Raw genomic sequence first — 16,616 nt, 5'->3', positions numbered from 1 at the left:
CATGAACAAAGTTTTACTTATTATTCAGCGCGAATACTTATCACGTGTACGCAAAAAAGCTTTTTTGGTGATGACCCTATTGGTACCCGCTTTGGTGCTGATTATGTATACGGTGATGAAATACCTGTACAAAAACAGTGATGAAATGAGCACCGCCCGCGTGGTAAGGGTAATTGATGAAAGCGGCGTTTTTTACAACCACTTTACCGGCAAAAAAAACCTGCATTTTGAAAAGAGCACCGCTACCCTGGCCCAAACCAAGGCCGAGCTTAAAAAGAATGAAGATGAGTTTGCCCTGTATATTCCTAAAGATTATCAGAAACCCGATGCCATTCAGTTATATTCTACCGGCAAACCGAATTTAAATACCAGTTTGGCTATTGAGAGCCAGGTTAACAGTATTGCTACCAATTATAACATGATGCAAGCCGGTATTGATACCAATAAGCTCCGACTGGCTAAAACTAATTATGCAGTAGCTGCCAAACAGATTACCGAAACAGGTGAAGAAAATTCAAGCAGTACTACCTCCTACATTGTAGGCGTAGCCGGAGCCATATTAATTTACATGTCGCTGTTTTTATATGGTGCGCAGGTAATGCGTGGTGTAATTGAAGAAAAAACTAACCGCATTATTGAAGTAATCGTATCATCTGTAAAGCCTTTTCAGTTGATGCTTGGAAAAATTATTGGTGTCGGCTTGGTTGGTATTACACAATTTGTGTTGTGGGTCATCCTATCGTTAGGTGTCACCTACCTGTTAGGGCACGACTACAAAGGTCCGCAAAGCCCGATGATGTATTTGATGAGCAACCTTTCTGCCATTCATTTTGGTTCCATCATTGGCTACTTCTTCTTTTACTTTATTACCGGCTTTATGCTGTACAGTGCCATCTTTGCGGCAGTGGGCTCGGCAGTGGATAGCGAGACGGAAACACAGCAATTTATGTTTCCGATTACCCTGCCTTTACTGTTCACTTACATTCTGTCTGTTTCCTTTCTGGTGCAGAACCCAGATAGTCCGCTTGCGGTGTGGTTAAGCGTTATTCCGTTTACTGCGCCTGTGGCCATGATGGTGCGCTTACCCTTCCATGTACCCGAATGGCAGATCTTTTTATCAATGGCCTTAATGGTAGTGGGCTTTTTATTCACCACCTGGGTTGCTGCACGCATTTACCGTGTAGGTATTCTGATGTATGGCAAAAAGGCAAGTTACGGCGAATTAGCAAAGTGGTTCTTTTACAAAGAGTAAGCTTTCCGTTAACTTCAATTATCAAACATAAAAACGCCATTGCAACCCTATCTGCAATGGCGTTTTACTTATAGGGACTTTTTTACATGCCACACTTGTTTTTGATGGCTAATACACTAAATTTATAAAACCAATGAAAAACCGTATTGCCGTATTAGATTTAGGCACCAATACTTTTCATCTTATTATTGTTGAGGGAGCTCCGCCTCTCCTCAATATTATTAAGCATGTTACCGAAGCTGTAAAGCTGGGCGAAGGTGGTATTAACGAGGGTGTGATCAGGCCAGAGCCTTATCAACGTGGCATTGAAGCTTTACAGCGGTTTAAGACATTAATTGATGAGCATAAGCCAGATGATATTAAAGCCCTGGCTACCTCCGCAATGCGTAGTGCGGCCAACGGCAAGCAATTTATAGAGCAGGTAAATCAGCTTACCGGCATTCAAATTCAAACTATCGACGGTGATACAGAAGCGGGTTATATTTTCGAAGGTATAAAAGCAGCTGGTTGCTTAAACCACGGTAATAACTTAATTGTGGACATTGGCGGCGGTAGTGTAGAACTCATTTGGTGCAACAAAGACGAGATTTTTTGGAAGCAAAGCTTCGAAATAGGTGCCGCCCGCTTAATGGCTAAATTCCATCAGCAAGATCCTATACCTGCCGATCAGACAGCAGCTTTATTTAATTATTTAGATGAGCAATTGAAGCCTTTATACAAAGCCCTGGGGCCGCAGCATATCAACACACTCATTGGTTCATCCGGGGCTTTTGAAACTTTTGCGGAATTAGTAGAGATTGACAATGGCCAAACCCTCAATTGGAAACAGCAGATTAACTACACATTCAATACACAAAAGCTGCTTCAATTATTTGATGTACTGGCAGCATCTTCACACGAGCAACGTGCCGCAAACCCGGCTATATTGCCGGTACGTGTAGATATGATTGTAGTTGCCGGATTAATTACTAAATACTTGATGGATAAATTGCATACGGATCAGGTCTGCATGTCTGCTTACTCGTTAAAAGAAGGTGTTGTAGCGGAAATGTTAAAAGTTAAAGCAGGCTAAACTTAAATCAATCGTTTTAACTGCTGGTACACTTTCTCAGTAGGTAAGCCTACTACGTTGGTATAAGAGCCATTGATGCGCTCAATACCGGTTACCCCTACCCACTCCTGTATGCCGTAAGCACCGGCTTTGTCTAAGGGTAGATACTTTTCTACATATGTTTGTATTTCTTCATCGCTTAAATGGCGAAAGAACACTTCAGAAACATCAAAAAATTTGTTTACCTCGCCTTTATGCATAATGCATACACCGGTGATTACACGGTGCACCCGGCCCGATAATTGGCGAAGCATTTGTACAGCATGCGCTGCATCAGTTGGCTTGCCTAAAATCTGGTCGTCAATACATACAATGGTATCAGCCGTGAGCACAATCTCGTTAGTCACAGCTTCATCAAAAGCCATGGCTTTTTTTTCCGCAATATGAACGGCAATTGCTTCGGGTGTTAAACCTTCAGGGTAAGATTCGTCGACTTCCTTTAATACAATGCGAAAATCAATATCCATCTGCCGCAGCAACTCCTGGCGGCGAGGCGATTTTGAAGCTAAAATAACTGTAGGCAAGCCTTTCATAAACACAAGTAAGTTTAATAATGATTACCAGCTATAAGCCTCAGCACCCATCCATTGTTTTTGTACTTTAAGTACTTTTTCCATGATTTCGCGTACGCAGCCTTTACCACCGGCTAAAGGAGAAACATATACACTCACTGCCTTTATCTCTTCAGCTGCATCAGCAGGACAAACCGGTAAGCCTACCATCTTCATGGCTTCCAAATCGGGAATATCATCGCCCATGTATAAAACCTGTGACGGGCTGATGCCTCGCTCCTCGAGGTAAGTTTTCAGCTTTTCGGTTTTAGTGTTGCTGCCCAGATAAACATCAGTAATACCTAAGCTATTTAAGCGGTGCAATGCCACTTTAGAGCGGCTGCCCGATATAGCACATAAATTGTAACCTAACTTTACAGCCAGCTGCAATACATAGCCATCTTTGATATTGAATGCACGGCTTTGCTCACCACTTTCGGTTACAAATACAGAACCATCGGTAAGTACACCATCAACATCAAAAATAAAGGTGGTAATATCTTTTAGTTTGTCTAACATGGCAGTGTAGAAACAAGAGTCAAGAACCAGAACTAATTTATTCAAAAATAGGAAACAAAAATCCTGGCTCTAGATTTCTGCTTCCTGACTCCTTCGAAACGACTTATTGATTATCGCGCCATTCGTATACCCATGCCGATTGAATTTGCTCCAGATGGCCTTCGTTCGACTGCTCGCGTGTGTCGGTAAAGTTTGGCAGGCTGAGTACCCACTCTACCAAATCGGTAAAGCGAATACGGTATATTTTAGACTCATTAAAGTCATCACCGAACTTTTCGTAAAGCCCCATGGCGATGTCTTCGTAATCGTTCCAATGTATCGGGAGAGAAAATTTATCTTGAATCATGTTGTGAATAATGATTGGTTTTTAAAGTAGTGCACAAAATTAGTGACCCATGAATTGTGATTGGTCCGGAATGGTAACTTCAATATCACCGTCAAGCACCACACATTGGCAGCCCAAACGCGAAGTAATTCTCGGGTTTACAGCGCGGTCAATAAAGTCCTCTTCCTTATCTGATATTTCCTGGATATTATTCATGCCTTTAGTTACATACACATGGCAGGTACTGCAACCACATACACCACCGCAATTATGTTGCAGTTCGATACCGTTTTCAAGGCATACATCCAGTACAGATTCGCCTTCGGCGATAGGCAATTCAACCGGGGCATGATCCGGCTCTTCGAAATTTATTTTGATCTTAAAAATTTCCATTCCCGCAAAAGTAACAAAATTAGCTATGTGCCGTTTGCCTTTACTTCATTTTGATGATACCCTGACTTAACATCGTATAAATCAGCTGAAGTTCGGGTGTTTTCTCCAATAACTTTACGTGAGCCGCCATGGTACTTTCATCCTCACGTATGGCAGGACCAGTTTGCACCTCAGCGGGTAATGCCTCTTGTACTTTAGCCGCAGTTTCAGAAATCAATGGGCGGATCAGGTTAAAATCCAATTGATGTTGGCCAAGCAGGTTTTGAGCAATATGATATAAGTAATTAGGAAAGTTGCAGGCAAAAACGGCAGCCAGATGCAGAATTTTGCGCTGAGCAGAATCTACCTGATAAACGTTGTTACTGATGGTACGGGCCAGTTCTGTTAAACTTTCTGTAATGGTATTATCAGCTCCTTCAATACACAGAGGCACCTCCCAAAAGTTCACTTCCTTTGTTTTACTGAATGTTTGCAGCGGGTAAAATATACCTGCATTAGAATTTACTGCCAACAACTCACTCAAAGGAACAGCACCCGAAGTATGCACCATTAACCGGTTAAAATGCGCTAATTGCCCGGCAATAGCAGTAATAACATCGTCTTTGACTGCTATTATAAATAAATCTGTATTGGCGGTGATCTGGCTTAAATCATCAACGGCTTCCGCATTTACGTGATAAGCCAATAAAGACGCATGCTGCAAATTACGACTGTAAATTTGAACCAGGCGATGCCCTGCATTTTTAAACGCAGCCGCCAAATGGGTAGCTACATTACCGGAGCCGATGATGGTGATGCGCATGAGTATAAATATATGAACTTTGTCATTGCGAGGGACGAAGGAATCTCGCCCCTATACTTGTTAGATATACATACGACGAGATTGCTTCGTCCCTCGCAATGACAATATTTTATTTAAGCTACTCCAGCTTTAGCTCTTTTAACCACCGGTTTGTTTTCCGCTGTTGCCAGCTCCTTATTTCTCTTTAAAATTGACATAAAGAAGCCAATAACCATAATGATAGCACCCGACCAGAAAAAGTTGATATATGGAAAATCAACCGCGTGCATTACAATGTAAGGCCGCTTGTTTTCCGGCTGTTGATATACCATGATTTGCACCTTATGGTTTTCCGGGTTAATTTTTGAGAAACGCAGCTTCAAGCCGGCATCATCTACCTTACGGGCAAAATCGAAAGTGTTATTATCCTTAATCATAAACACCGGCTCGGAGGTGTAAGTACGGCCACCTGCATTTACTTGCAGCATGGCACCTACTGCTATGTCGTTTCCGCCCAAAGTGATATTGTTAATTTTAGGCTGCTTGTTCAAGCCTTTCAGAACCATAAAACCATCGCGGTAACGGATGGTATCGCCTACAGCAACTTCATGGGTTACGGGTTCGTTGTAATTTTTGTCGTCGTTTTCACTGTTCATGGCATGCTCTGCATCGCCATCGGCGCTGGCTTCCATTTCATCCCTTAAAGGTGCAGCCGTAACGTGTGTGTATAAATCATGAAACAGGTAGTGACGTGTATCGGGTGATGACACCAGGCCCATTTTCGGGTTAGCCTGGGCATTAGGTTTTAAAACAAACTGTTCAACCACTTTACCGGCTTTATCAAAACGTTTGTAAGCCACTTTAAAATAATGGTTGGGCGATGATAAGGAGTCGCCAATATAGGTGATCTGGTAATCGCCCATTTGCACGGGTTTGTTCCGGTACAACATCAGGTTTTCTCGTGGGTTGGCAGCCTTTTCAAAGTCCTGCACTTCGATCACCCCTGACTCATTTACGGATGCAATACGTTGGGTACCACCCGAAATTACAGCTCCCACTAATAGCAAACCAAAACCCATGTGAGCCACAGCCGAACCGGCCAATTTCAATTTACCGCTGAAGGCATCAACCAGCACTTTACCGTTTGACATTACCGAATACACAGCAGCAAACAGCAAGGTACCGTAAATAAAATGCAAGTGATATACACCGGTGGCATAGATGATAACTCCACTAATAATACCGGACACTAACAAATAAACTAATGCCCGAATGAAAAACTTGGCCGAGTTAGTGTTTTTATACTTTAAAAATTGACTGAAACCGGTAAGCAGCATAATTACAACAGCAAACGAAGCCTGAATTACATTGTAATGTTTTACCGGCTCGGTAGGCGGTGCCATATGGGTGCCAAACAGCTTATTCCACACCGGAATAGAAGTAACCAGGAATAAATGGAAGCAGGACAGCGCTAAAAATACTGAACCTACAAACAGCCAAAATTCGCGTGAATAAGTTTCTTCGTCTTTTTTGGTAATGGGCAATTCCTTCCAGCGCACTACCAGTAACCAAACGCTAATAACCAGGAAAACTACTACATCAGCCACAAGGTGTGCCGTCATCCCCAAATCAGTAAAGGCATGTACTGATGTTTCGCCCAAAATGCCGCTACGGGTAAGGAATGAGGCGTAAAGAGTAAGCACAAAACTGATGAGTACTAAAAAAGTAGCCGTAAAATACGAGTGCCCGGTATTTTTGTATACCACTAACACGTGCACAGCGCCTATCAGCGTTAACCAAGGCAATATGGAAGCATTTTCTACTGGGTCCCAAGCCCAGTAACCGCCAAAGTTAAGCGATTCATAAGCCCAAAAAGCACCCATTACAATACCGGTACCCAGTATCATAACCGAGAATAATGAGTAGGACAAAGCCGGCTGCACCCATTCTTTGAAACGGCGCTGCCATAAACCTGCAATAGCATAGGCAAACGGCACTACCATAGAGGCAAAACCCAGGAATAAAGTTGGTGGGTGAATTACCATCCAGTAGTTTTGCAGCAAGGGGTTCATGCCACTGCCATCTTTAATGAATTCCAGATAATTTGGCTGCTTGAATATCGGGCCTTCCACCGCATCCCGCAATAAAATAAATGGCGAACTGCCGATACGTAAACCAAAAAGCTCTATGCCTAACAGCATAGAAGCCAGCAGGGCTTGAGATAATGCCACAACGGTTAATACCGGAGATTCCCAAGATTTAGCTTTGGCAATAAGCACTAATCCTAAAATACCTTGCCAGAAGGTCCATAACCAAAAGCTGCCCTCCTGCCCGTTCCAAAAGCTGGAAATGATATAGTAAACAGGCAGCGTACGCGAAGAGTAGGCCCAGGCGTAATGATATTCGAAATAATTGTTAAAAATGATATAGAACAGCGATGCGCCTATGCCAACAATAGCAGCCACATTAATGTAAAAACTAACGCGGGCCATTTTACGCCATGAAGCGGCAACAGTAGCATCATTTTTATTTACCGTAGCAAAATAATAGCTCAGGGTAGAGATTAGAGACGTACCAAAAGCCAGAACGATTAAAAATTGGCCTAAGTGCCCCGGTAAGAGGTGTTCCCCTTTATAAACAGTATCCATTCAGTGTAATTACAGGCTGGCTTGTTTAGCCTTTACCTCGGTGATATTTACCTTGTCTTCGGTGTATTTAGATGGGCACTTCATTAAAATTTTTGAAGCGTGAAACTCAGCGCCCTGCATTTGTCCGGTCAACACAATTTGCTCCGAACGTTCAAAATCTTCGGGCTTGGTACCAGTAAATACTACTTTACACTCTTTGCCCTGATTATCTTTCATATAAAATGAAAAATAATTAGCGTCTTTGTGAGCATCGTAGTACAGTTCCTTTTCTTTGTTCAAATGCCCAACAATATGTAATTCGCTATTGGTTTTTATAGCATCGGTAAAAGTACCGTAAGTGCTTGTATTTGAATATGTACTAATAATTACTGCGATGGCAATTGCAATTACAATGATGCCAAATATTGAACTCTTCTTCATTAATTATTAAGTGGGTGATTTACTTTGCAAAAATACAAAACGTATAGCGAAATAGGTTTATTACAAGGGATATATATTATTTAGAATTGTTATTGATAATATAATCATAGATTTCTGTCCAACAAAAACGCCGGTACGTGTAAGGTACCGGCGTTTGTATTATTTATTGTAAGATTTATTTACGGCCACACACCCAAGTTTTTGTAGCTGATGGCTATTTTATTAATAGCACCTACAAAAGCAGCGGTACGCAGTGTATCAATTTTTTCGTTTGATGTATATACTTCACGAATCTCATGGTAAGAGCGAATCATGGTATCTTCTAAACCTGAGTTTACCAGTTCTAACTCTGATGCACCTTTTACAATAGTAGCACGCTGCATCGGCGTTAAAGCTACGCCAGTTAAACCCTCTACCATATTTACCAGGTTCAGGTTTGAATTTTCTTCGAAACGGCGGTTCATACGACCAAAGGCCACATGCGACAAGTTTTTCAGCCACTCAAAGTAAGAAACGGTTACACCACCGGCATTTGCATACATGTCCGGAACGATGATACCACCATTTTGGTAAAAAATGGTTTCAGCCTCAGGTGTAGTAGGGCCATTAGCACCTTCTACAATAATTTTGGCTTTGATGTTGCGTACGTTGGCTTCAGTAATCTGATTTTCCAGTGCAGCGGGTACCAATATATCACAATCCTGCTCCAAACCTTCGCCTGAATTTTTGAAATCTGTAGCACCCGGGTAGCCTAAGATAGAACCGGTTTGCTTGCGGTGCTGAAATACAGCTTCTACATCCAAACCATCGGCATTGTAAATAGCGCCTTCAAATTCGCAGATACCAACAATGGTAGCACCAAATTCGGCCAAAAATTTAGCTGAATAAAAACCTACGTTACCCAAACCCTGTACGATAACACGTTTGCCGGAAAGGCCTGCGGTTAAACCCAGTTTCTGCATATCCTCGCCTACACTTACACACTCGCGGGCAGCAATAGCCACACCACGACCGGTGGCTTCGCGCCGACCGGCAATACCATGCAAAGCGATAGGTTTACCGGTTACACAGCCTAAAGCATCCAGTTGTCCCGGATTCATGGTGGCGTAAGTATCGGCAATCCAGCTCATTTCGCGCTCACCTGAACCATAGTCGGGCGCAGGTACGTCAATGCTGGGGCCTATAAAATTCTTTTTAGTTAATTCTACTGTATAACGGCGGGTAATGTTCTCCAGTTCCTGCTCGGTATAAGCTTTAGGGTTGATTTTGATACCGCCTTTAGCGCCACCAAAAGGTACGTTTACAATCGCACACTTGTATGTCATCAGTGCAGCCAGTGCCATCACTTCATCTTCATTCACCATTTCACTGTAACGGATACCGCCTTTAGTTGGCGATTGGTGATGTGAGTGCTCTACACGCCAGGCATCAATTACCTCAAAACCATTACCCTTACGGATGGGGAAACGGAAACGGTAAACACTGTTGCATGATTTGATTTGGTCCAGCAAACCGGCATCATGTTGGGTAAACTGGGCGGCATAGTCGAAGTTTTTACATACATCGGCAAAAAAGTGAGTATCTAAACCATCAACCGTTTGATTATTAGCCATGTTTAAAATATTGAGTAAATAATTGGTTCTTCTTAAAACTTTGCAAAGATAAAATTACTATGCATGCATAACAAATATTTTAAGCGTTTGTTATGTTTAATGACGCTGCGCTTAAATATCCCTGTCGCGTTCCAGTTTCTTTAAACGGCGATCCATGGAAAAAAGATAGACCGCCAGGCCGGCAAACACCACCACAATAACAGCAATCACAACATAAATTTTGCCCGATTGGCGCATATCATCTGCCATCTCAACCGTAGCTGGTGCTTGTGCAAATGTGGTTATGTATGATAGCAGCAATGCTATAAAGCAGGTTAACTTTTTCATCAGCAATTATTCTGAATAATTTTTGTAATCAATTAAACGCATACGGTAACGCAGCGATGCAATCCAAACCGCAATCAGGCTCCAGGCTATAAATGATGGATACAGTACCAGGCGCATCATGTTCGAATATTTCATGTTGCCGAAACCACCATTACCCCCACTACCGGGGTGCAATGAGTCAGTTAGTTTAGGCAAAACCAATAGTAGCACAATCATTACCGGAAATGCAAAAATGTTATAAATGGCTGATATGCGGTTACGTTTCTGTTCTTCATCTATTGAGTTGCGCAAAATCAAATAAGCACAATACAACAGGAAAGCAATAGCAGCGCCGTTTTGTTTGGGATCATTGCTCCAATATTCGCCCCAGGTATACCGGGCCCATATCATGCCGGTAATGAGTCCCAATATGTAAAAGAATACGCCAGTATTGGCACATTCTACGGCTATCAGATCATACTCTACTTTACCGGTGTTCAAATACTTGATGCTGTATACAACCGATATTACAAACACGGTGAACATGGCCATCCACATGGGTACATGGTAATAAGTGTTACGGATGGTTTCGTGTACAATAGGCAGGCGCGGCACTTCAATCAAAAAGCCGGCTATCAGCGTGTAAAATATGGTAACAACCGCAAGTACCTTCCACCACGATTGATAAATGAACTTTGTCATATCTAAAAAGGATGTGCAAAGGTATATAAATTTATACAAGGCCGCATACCTTTAGCAGGTATTGTTACTTGTCTGTAGCATGTGGCGGACCGCCTTTGGGTACATAATCTAAAGGCAGCAACTCAGCGCCTTTGTTCTTTGTCCAGCTACCTTCATATAGCGTGCTGTGCGAACTGAGGATATGCCCGTTAGCATCAAAAACGGCATAGGGTTCGAGCAGGGTAATTACTGTGGTTTCGTAATTTTCCATATCTAAGGGGTGATATACATCCCTGAACAGCTCAGTTTCGTAGCGGTTTTTATAAGTCACATACAGCAAATCCCGGTAAGCCAGCACAAAGATGCCGGGCTGTGGCGTGCTTTGCATAATTTGTTCCTGAATCATGGGTAGCCTGAAAAGTTTGTCGTCCCATTTGGGCAGGTTATATTTATTGATCCAGTAATTGGCAGAATCATTATTAATTTTTACTCGCTGAAAGTAATTCATCTTTTGCTGAATCACTTTTTCGGGCGGCCGCAACGGATTGGGCTTTCTCACCAGCGTCCGTATCTCAAACCCCTCCTCTTTCATTCGGCCAGCCGCCAATGCGCGAAAAAAGTGCGTATTGTAGCCATAATAAACATCATCACGGCGCTGCTGCCATCTTTGCTTTTGCGAAGCACTGCCTGGCAAATCTTCAAACAAAGCGCGGGTACTCCACTCGGTTGTTTCATCAATACCGTTATATTTAAACTCGTTGATCAACACCTTCTCGCGGTAACCCAGGGCATAATTCTCTATTATAATAAAATCATCGGATGATGCTTCAAGCGTTTTGGTGCTTCTGTCATACACCATATACAAATCGTGCGGATTAACGATCTTGCACTTTTTGGCGTCAGCACTGGTACCCACAAAGTACTTGACAAACATCTCGTAGTTGCGCCGCCAGCCTTCAGGCGTAGTGATGACTACCCCACGCAGCTCGGTAGTTTTGGGGCTCAGTTGTATGCTTAAGTTTACAGGCGTATTACTTACCATCACCGGCTGCGAATACAAATTGTAACCTACAGAAGTAGCCACCAAATCATATTGACCGGGTTTGATACCGCTTAGGGTGAAGTAACCCTCTGAATTGGTAGCTGTGCCGTATGTAGCATTATTTAAAAATACGCTAACCTTTTCAATGGGAGCCTTACTGTCGCTGCGAGTGATACGCCCGGTAATAGTTCCGTTTTGCGCAAAAACCAAAACGGGCATCCAAAGCGTGATACATAAAAGAAGTTTAAATAGGCTTGAGGACTGCATACCTGTTTACGCAAACGAAGATAATGCATTTAGCTATGTTAAGCCATTAGAATATGATTAGGTTTATGAATTGTTGCCTAATCGCGCCACAGGTACGGGAACAGTAATAATGCGGTAGCAATCACAATAGCATTTATAGCAGCCAATATTCCAAAACTTCCGTAACTCAGGCTGCGTTCAATACCATCCATGGCGCTTTTGCTTACTTTAATTGTAATTAACAATACCGGAATGATTACAGGGAAACTTAAAATAGCCATTAAAGTGCTGCTATTACCTGCTTTAGCCGCAATAGCAGAAACCATGGTAAGTACTGTGGAAAAGCTAATGCTTCCGGCGAGCACCGCTAAAAAATAATAAAGAGTGTCATTCAAGCCGTTACTGAAAAACAGTTGATACACAATTAAAGCCATTGTGCTAAGCACTGCCATTAATAGTATATTATAAACCGTTTTGGAGATAATCACCGCCTGCGCACTCGCAATTGAGTAATAGTACAACCAGCGGTTGCGGCTTTCTTGCACAAAGCTTTTGGCAATAGCGTTTACTGATGCAAATAGCAGGATAATCCAAAACAGGGTATTCCAGATGATGGCATAACCTGAACTTTCTTTAAAACCGGGGTTGAGATTGAAAGAGATGTAGCAGACATATACAGTAGAAACCAGGTACAACAAAATACCGCTGAATGCGTATTTGGATCGCCACTCTAACAATATTTCTTTTTTAAGCAGATACCAGGTTTGCCTGAACACCATCATAAGTTGCAAATATAGTTTTAGGTTTTTTATATTATTATATTAATCTTTTACATTTAGGTATGGAAACCGCCTGTATGGCCACGCCGCTTGGCGTTGCCATTATTACCGAAAATGAAGGGTATATAACCAGTGTTAAAGTAACCGATGAGCCCGCTGAAGTACTTACCAGTACAGAAAACGCAGTGCTTAACATGGCCATCAGCCAATTGAATGAATATTTTGAGGGCAGACGCCGCGCGTTTGATTTGCCTTTAAAGCAGGCTGGTACGCCCTTTCAGCAAAGTGTGTGGCAGCATTTGATGGAGACCGGCTTTGGTGATACCTGCAGCTATACGCAACTATCGGCACAAATGAAAAATCCGCTGGCTATCAGGGCCATTGCCTCAGCCAACGGCAAAAATAATTTATGGATCATTGTGCCCTGCCACCGCATTATTGGTGCCAACGGTAGTTTAACGGGCTATGCAGGCGGCTTATGGCGAAAGCAATGGTTACTCAACCATGAAGCTACCGTTTGTGGCAAAGGGCAAATGCAGTTATCCTTATAAGAGGCAAATTTAAATCTGTTCTGCCTCAGCAGGATTCAGCATTTTTTGCATTTTCTGGTGTAGTTCATGCGCCTGAAAAGGCTTAGGCAACACATCATTCATACCGGAGGATATGGCCTGTTGCTGCTCATAATCAAAGGAGGCTGCTGATAGCGACAGGATAGGTATACTGCGCTTAGGCTCATCAAAATCAAGGCGGATTGCTTTTGCTGTTTGATAGCCGTTCATTTCGGGCATGTGGGTATCCATCAAAATCAGGTCGTAATCTTTGCTACTTAATTTTTCGAGCACCTTACGGCCATTGTCTACCACCTCAACATTTACTTCCCAGTCCCTTAATATTTTTGAAAGCATAAACTGGTTCACCAAATTATCCTCGGCTACCAGCACATTCAAATGCGGAAAAGATGTCAACTTTTTCGGAATTACCGGTTTTCCATCGTTTGCTGGCTCATGAGATATAGCGAACCAGTTGGTTACATTAAATATACTGCCTTTGCCAATCTGGCTGCTTACCGTTAGCTCCCCTCCTTTAAGTTCAACCAGCTTTTTAACAATGGTTAAACCCAGGCCGGTACCACCATATTTAATGGATGTATCGTTCTCAGCCTGCTCGAAAGATTCAAATATCTTTGACAGGCGGTCTGAAGCAATGCCAATACCCGTATCTTCAATACTGAACTTAAGTTTCACCTGATCGCGGTGTTTATGCTGTACAATTACCCTGAGTTTAACGTGGCCACGCTCTGTAAATTTTATGGCATTACTCAGCAAGTTCATCATCACCTGGTTAAAACGCAACGAATCTATCATGATGTATTGCGGCAGGTTCTCATCTACTTCCAGCAATAATTCAATATTTTTTTCGTCGGCTTTAAACTTCATTAAATCAAATACCGATTTAACAAGCTTGCGGATATCATTGGGGGTACGAATAATACTGAATTTGCCGGCTTCAATTTTAGATAAATCGAGCACATCATTAATTACACCCAGTAAAGATTGTGAAGAAACCTCCAGTAAATCGAGCATGCTGTTTTGCTGGTCGTCCATCGGCGTATTGCGCAGCAAATTGGTTAAACCTACAATGCCGTTTATAGGCGTACGCAGTTCATGGCTCATGTTGGCTAAAAAGTTTTCTTTCACTTTTTTACCATATTCAGCCGCTTCCTTAGATTTAATTAACTGCTCCTGAAAACTTTTTTGCGGCGATATGTCGCTGATGTTGATGAATATCGTCTTGGTTCGGTAAGACATGCGGCACTCTACCCAGATAATGCGTTTGCTGAAAGTTTCAAACTGGCATTCGAATGATAAAGTGTCCGTATTGTTTACGGCCATCTCATCCAATTTGGTTCTGATTTTTATCTTATCGCCTTTGGCAGCCAGATCAATAATACTTTTGCCCAGCACCTCATCGGGTTTAAAACCCAGCACCCGCTCTATGGCCGGGTTAATAGTTTCAATGCGGTAATTTTTAACATCGATGGAACAAATAATATCAGCAGAGTTTTTTACTACTAAAGCATAGTTCTTTAACTCTTCATTTTTTAAACGTATTTCTTCCTGACTGCGGGCCAGTTGAATAAAGGAATCTACCTTGGCAGAGGTAATATATGGGTCGAGTGGTTTATACAGGTAATCAACAGCGCCGGTGCCTAAGCCTTTTACGGCATATTTGGCTTCTTTAGAAATAGCGGTTACAAAAATCACCAGGATATCGCGGGTACGCGGATTAGATTTGAGCATTTCAACCAACTCAAAACCGTCCATTTCGGGCATCTGTACATCAACCAATGCAATGGCAATGGGATTTTCCCAAGCTATCCGCAGTGCTTCGTTGGGAGATGTGGTAGAAAATAATTTGATATCATTACGCTTTAGCAAAGCTTCAAGTGCAATGATATTTTCTTCTTTATCGTCTACAATCAATATGTTTACCTGGGTCATGGTAAGGGTTGAGTATTATGTTGTTAAGGTCAGCTTTGTAAAAGTTCAAATATCTCCTGGTTGCGTAAAATATATTCGCCTCCATTAATATGTATGGCGGCATTGGGCATTTCGGCCATCTCGGCATCTTCCGGATGCTGCACAATAGTTAAAGCTCCGTTGGCACGTAAGCTAAGTAAACCCTCGGCTCCATCCTGGTTAGCGCCCGAAAATAAAATGGCAGCACAGCGCTTACCATATGTGTTAGCCGCACTTTCAAATGTAACATCAATGGAGGGTTTTGAATACCAAACCGGTTCTGAAACATCAAGCCCAAATAAGCCATTACGCTCAATTAAGGTATGGTAGTTGGCCGGGGCTATGTAAACCATATCTTTACTGATGATATCTTTATCTTTAATTTCGCGCATAGATATACGGCTGTTTTCGCCGAACAGTTTTTCGATATCGCTCGAATAATTTTTTTTTCGGTGCAATATGATGATTACCGCTTTACCCAACTTTGCGGGAAATGCCTTTATAGCACGAAACATCAACTTGAAAGAACCAGCAGACCCTCCCAGCAGCAAAACATCGGCTTGCTTATATCGGTCGATTATGGATTGATCAATTGCCAATTTTTTGGTAGATATTTTCCTTACTATTAATTGTTTTAAACCTCGATTTAAAATAATCAGATCGTATTGCTTCTTTGCTGCCCAAGCACAAAAAGCCGAGCGGGCAAAGGCTTTTGTAAAACAAGTTCAGGATGCGCTCCTGCAATTCAATTTCGAAATAGATAAAAACATTACGGCAGCTGATGAGCTGAAATTCGTTAAAAATGTTGTCCGAAATGAGGTTATGCACCGAGAAGAGTGTGTTTTGCTTCAGCTCAGAATGTATGGTAGCGGCATCATACATGATGGTAAAATAATCAGACAACGAGCCCGGCAAACCGGTGAGGGCATAGTTTTCTGCATAACTTTTAATTTTACGCAGATTGTATATTCCCTTTTTGGCTTCCTGCAATACATCGGTGTTAATATCGGTGCCGTATATAAACGATTTTTTGCTTAACCCTGCCTGGTTCATCAGTATAGACAAGGAATATACCTCCTCACCAGATGAACAGCCCGCACTCCACATTTTAATGTGCTGATAGCTGGATAGGTAAGGCAACACTTGAGTATTAATCGCTTTATAAAAATTAGGATCACGGAACATTTCTGTAACGTTCACCGTAATTTCTTCTAAAAATGGCTGAAAGTATTCGTGATCGTTGATCAGCAAATGTTTCAAATCATAATACGTCAGCTTTTTAAGCTGCATAATGCGTACCAGTCTCCTACTGAGGGAGGCTTTGGAATACTCAGAAAAATCGAAGCCATGTACTTTCTTTATGACATCGGTTAACTCAGCAATTTGAGATGGTGTAATGGTATAAGCAGAAGTTTGCACACTACTCATAT

General features: G+C 42.2%; 18 protein-coding genes. 3 read left to right on the top strand and 15 right to left on the bottom strand.

Going from position 1 to position 16,616, the window contains the following annotated elements; all coding sequences use genetic code 11:
• The first annotated feature begins 1 nt into the window (after window position 1).
• Both ACYVNW_RS03700 and ACYVNW_RS03695 read left to right on the top strand, forming a co-directional pair.
• Window positions 2-1,252, top strand: coding sequence for an ABC transporter permease (locus ACYVNW_RS03700; RefSeq protein ID WP_460678494.1), 1,251 nt, complete (start codon window positions 2-4; stop codon window positions 1,250-1,252).
• A 133-nt stretch (window positions 1,253-1,385) separates the two neighbouring features.
• Window positions 1,386-2,324 carry a Ppx/GppA phosphatase family protein gene (locus ACYVNW_RS03695; protein ID WP_460678493.1) on the top strand — a complete coding sequence of 313 codons (939 nt, stop codon included), beginning with the start codon at window positions 1,386-1,388 and terminating at the stop codon, window positions 2,322-2,324.
• A gap of 2 nt (window positions 2,325-2,326) precedes the next feature.
• On the opposite strand, the gene ACYVNW_RS03690 is transcribed toward ACYVNW_RS03695, so the two are convergent.
• The 12 genes from ACYVNW_RS03690 to ACYVNW_RS03635 all read right to left on the bottom strand — a co-directional run bounded on the left by ACYVNW_RS03690 (window position 2,327) and on the right by ACYVNW_RS03635 (window position 12,670).
• The gene (locus ACYVNW_RS03690; RefSeq protein ID WP_460678492.1) at window positions 2,327-2,896 is read right to left on the bottom strand and encodes a Maf family protein; all 570 of its coding nucleotides are present in this window, start codon (window positions 2,894-2,896) and stop codon (window positions 2,327-2,329) included.
• Between the two features lie 24 nt (window positions 2,897-2,920).
• Complete coding sequence (locus tag ACYVNW_RS03685; RefSeq protein WP_460678491.1) at window positions 2,921-3,433, bottom strand: KdsC family phosphatase; 513 nt, start codon at window positions 3,431-3,433, stop codon at window positions 2,921-2,923.
• A 103-nt stretch (window positions 3,434-3,536) separates the two neighbouring features.
• Window positions 3,537-3,779, bottom strand: coding sequence for a Fe-S cluster assembly protein IscX (iscX, locus tag ACYVNW_RS03680; protein ID WP_460678490.1), 243 nt, complete (start codon window positions 3,777-3,779; stop codon window positions 3,537-3,539).
• Window positions 3,780-3,818: 39 nt separating this feature from the next.
• A complete protein-coding gene (locus tag ACYVNW_RS03675) occupies window positions 3,819-4,151 on the bottom strand; it encodes a 2Fe-2S iron-sulfur cluster-binding protein (RefSeq protein ID WP_460678489.1) in 333 nt (110 codons plus the stop codon).
• A gap of 40 nt (window positions 4,152-4,191) precedes the next feature.
• Window positions 4,192-4,953, bottom strand: a complete 762-nt coding sequence (locus ACYVNW_RS03670) for a Rossmann-like and DUF2520 domain-containing protein (protein WP_460678488.1) — start codon at window positions 4,951-4,953, stop codon at window positions 4,192-4,194.
• Between the two features lie 113 nt (window positions 4,954-5,066).
• On the bottom strand, window positions 5,067-7,580 hold the full coding sequence (gene ccsA / locus ACYVNW_RS03665; RefSeq protein WP_460678487.1) for a cytochrome c biogenesis protein CcsA: 2,514 nt from the start codon (window positions 7,578-7,580) through the stop codon (window positions 5,067-5,069).
• A 9-nt stretch (window positions 7,581-7,589) separates the two neighbouring features.
• Window positions 7,590-8,000 (bottom strand): cytochrome c maturation protein CcmE domain-containing protein, encoded by a 411-nt coding sequence (locus tag ACYVNW_RS03660; RefSeq protein ID WP_460678486.1) that lies wholly within the window; start codon window positions 7,998-8,000, stop codon window positions 7,590-7,592.
• Between the two features lie 179 nt (window positions 8,001-8,179).
• The gene (locus ACYVNW_RS03655; RefSeq protein WP_460678485.1) at window positions 8,180-9,613 is read right to left on the bottom strand and encodes a Glu/Leu/Phe/Val family dehydrogenase; all 1,434 of its coding nucleotides are present in this window, start codon (window positions 9,611-9,613) and stop codon (window positions 8,180-8,182) included.
• Between the two features lie 111 nt (window positions 9,614-9,724).
• Window positions 9,725-9,940 carry a CcmD family protein gene (locus ACYVNW_RS03650; protein WP_460678484.1) on the bottom strand — a complete coding sequence of 72 codons (216 nt, stop codon included), beginning with the start codon at window positions 9,938-9,940 and terminating at the stop codon, window positions 9,725-9,727.
• A gap of 6 nt (window positions 9,941-9,946) precedes the next feature.
• A complete protein-coding gene (ccsA, locus tag ACYVNW_RS03645) occupies window positions 9,947-10,648 on the bottom strand; it encodes a cytochrome c biogenesis protein CcsA (protein WP_460680994.1) in 702 nt (233 codons plus the stop codon).
• A 37-nt stretch (window positions 10,649-10,685) separates the two neighbouring features.
• Entirely contained in the window at window positions 10,686-11,861 is a 1,176-nt protein-coding gene (locus ACYVNW_RS03640) for a carboxypeptidase-like regulatory domain-containing protein (protein ID WP_460678483.1), read from the bottom strand.
• Window positions 11,862-11,986: 125 nt separating this feature from the next.
• Entirely contained in the window at window positions 11,987-12,670 is a 684-nt protein-coding gene (locus ACYVNW_RS03635; protein WP_460678482.1) for a heme exporter protein CcmB, read from the bottom strand.
• 59 nt (window positions 12,671-12,729) lie between these two features.
• Between ACYVNW_RS03635 and ACYVNW_RS03630 the strand changes: the two genes are divergently transcribed.
• Entirely contained in the window at window positions 12,730-13,218 is a 489-nt protein-coding gene (locus ACYVNW_RS03630) for a methylated-DNA--[protein]-cysteine S-methyltransferase (RefSeq protein WP_460678481.1), read from the top strand.
• A 9-nt stretch (window positions 13,219-13,227) separates the two neighbouring features.
• Here the strand turns inward: ACYVNW_RS03630 and ACYVNW_RS03625 are convergent, their stop codons facing one another.
• Genes ACYVNW_RS03625 through ACYVNW_RS03615 form a run of 3 tightly spaced genes read right to left on the bottom strand, consistent with a single transcriptional unit; the run spans window position 13,228 to window position 16,614 of the window.
• Window positions 13,228-15,168 (bottom strand): response regulator, encoded by a 1,941-nt coding sequence (locus ACYVNW_RS03625; RefSeq protein ID WP_460678480.1) that lies wholly within the window; start codon window positions 15,166-15,168, stop codon window positions 13,228-13,230.
• A 29-nt stretch (window positions 15,169-15,197) separates the two neighbouring features.
• Window positions 15,198-15,785 (bottom strand): chemotaxis protein CheB, encoded by a 588-nt coding sequence (locus tag ACYVNW_RS03620; RefSeq protein ID WP_460678479.1) that lies wholly within the window; start codon window positions 15,783-15,785, stop codon window positions 15,198-15,200.
• Window positions 15,775-16,614 (bottom strand): CheR family methyltransferase, encoded by an 840-nt coding sequence (locus tag ACYVNW_RS03615; protein ID WP_460678478.1) that lies wholly within the window; start codon window positions 16,612-16,614, stop codon window positions 15,775-15,777. Before ACYVNW_RS03615 ends, ACYVNW_RS03620 begins: the two co-directional genes overlap by 11 nt.
• Between the last annotated feature and the right edge of the window lie 2 nt (window positions 16,615-16,616).

The sequence above is a fragment of the Mucilaginibacter koreensis genome, assembly GCF_054783355.1.
Note: the sequence above shows the minus strand (reverse complement) of the source record. Positions and strands in the feature narration are given on the sequence as shown.

Excerpts from the sequence above, each read along its gene's own strand:
- ACYVNW_RS03690 (WP_460678492.1), bottom strand. The coding sequence starts at position 2,896 with ATGAAAGGCTTGCCTACAGTTATTTTAGCTTCAAAATCGCCTCGCCGC.
- ACYVNW_RS03615 (WP_460678478.1), bottom strand. The coding sequence starts at position 16,614 with ATGAGTAGTGTGCAAACTTCTGCTTATACCATTACACCATCTCAAATT.
- ACYVNW_RS03655 (WP_460678485.1), bottom strand. The coding sequence starts at position 9,613 with ATGGCTAATAATCAAACGGTTGATGGTTTAGATACTCACTTTTTTGCC.
- ccsA (WP_460678487.1), bottom strand. The coding sequence starts at position 7,580 with ATGGATACTGTTTATAAAGGGGAACACCTCTTACCGGGGCACTTAGGC.
- ACYVNW_RS03695 (WP_460678493.1), top strand. The coding sequence starts at position 1,386 with ATGAAAAACCGTATTGCCGTATTAGATTTAGGCACCAATACTTTTCAT.
- ACYVNW_RS03660 (WP_460678486.1), bottom strand. The coding sequence starts at position 8,000 with ATGAAGAAGAGTTCAATATTTGGCATCATTGTAATTGCAATTGCCATC.
- ACYVNW_RS03640 (WP_460678483.1), bottom strand. The coding sequence starts at position 11,861 with ATGCCCGTTTTGGTTTTTGCGCAAAACGGAACTATTACCGGGCGTATC.
- iscX (WP_460678490.1), bottom strand. The coding sequence starts at position 3,779 with ATGATTCAAGATAAATTTTCTCTCCCGATACATTGGAACGATTACGAA.
- ACYVNW_RS03650 (WP_460678484.1), bottom strand. The coding sequence starts at position 9,940 with ATGAAAAAGTTAACCTGCTTTATAGCATTGCTGCTATCATACATAACC.
- ACYVNW_RS03630 (WP_460678481.1), top strand. The coding sequence starts at position 12,730 with ATGGAAACCGCCTGTATGGCCACGCCGCTTGGCGTTGCCATTATTACC.
- ACYVNW_RS03670 (WP_460678488.1), bottom strand. The coding sequence starts at position 4,953 with ATGCGCATCACCATCATCGGCTCCGGTAATGTAGCTACCCATTTGGCG.
- ACYVNW_RS03685 (WP_460678491.1), bottom strand. The coding sequence starts at position 3,433 with ATGTTAGACAAACTAAAAGATATTACCACCTTTATTTTTGATGTTGAT.
- ACYVNW_RS03700 (WP_460678494.1), top strand. The coding sequence starts at position 2 with ATGAACAAAGTTTTACTTATTATTCAGCGCGAATACTTATCACGTGTA.
- ACYVNW_RS03625 (WP_460678480.1), bottom strand. The coding sequence starts at position 15,168 with ATGACCCAGGTAAACATATTGATTGTAGACGATAAAGAAGAAAATATC.
- ACYVNW_RS03635 (WP_460678482.1), bottom strand. The coding sequence starts at position 12,670 with ATGATGGTGTTCAGGCAAACCTGGTATCTGCTTAAAAAAGAAATATTG.
- ACYVNW_RS03675 (WP_460678489.1), bottom strand. The coding sequence starts at position 4,151 with ATGGAAATTTTTAAGATCAAAATAAATTTCGAAGAGCCGGATCATGCC.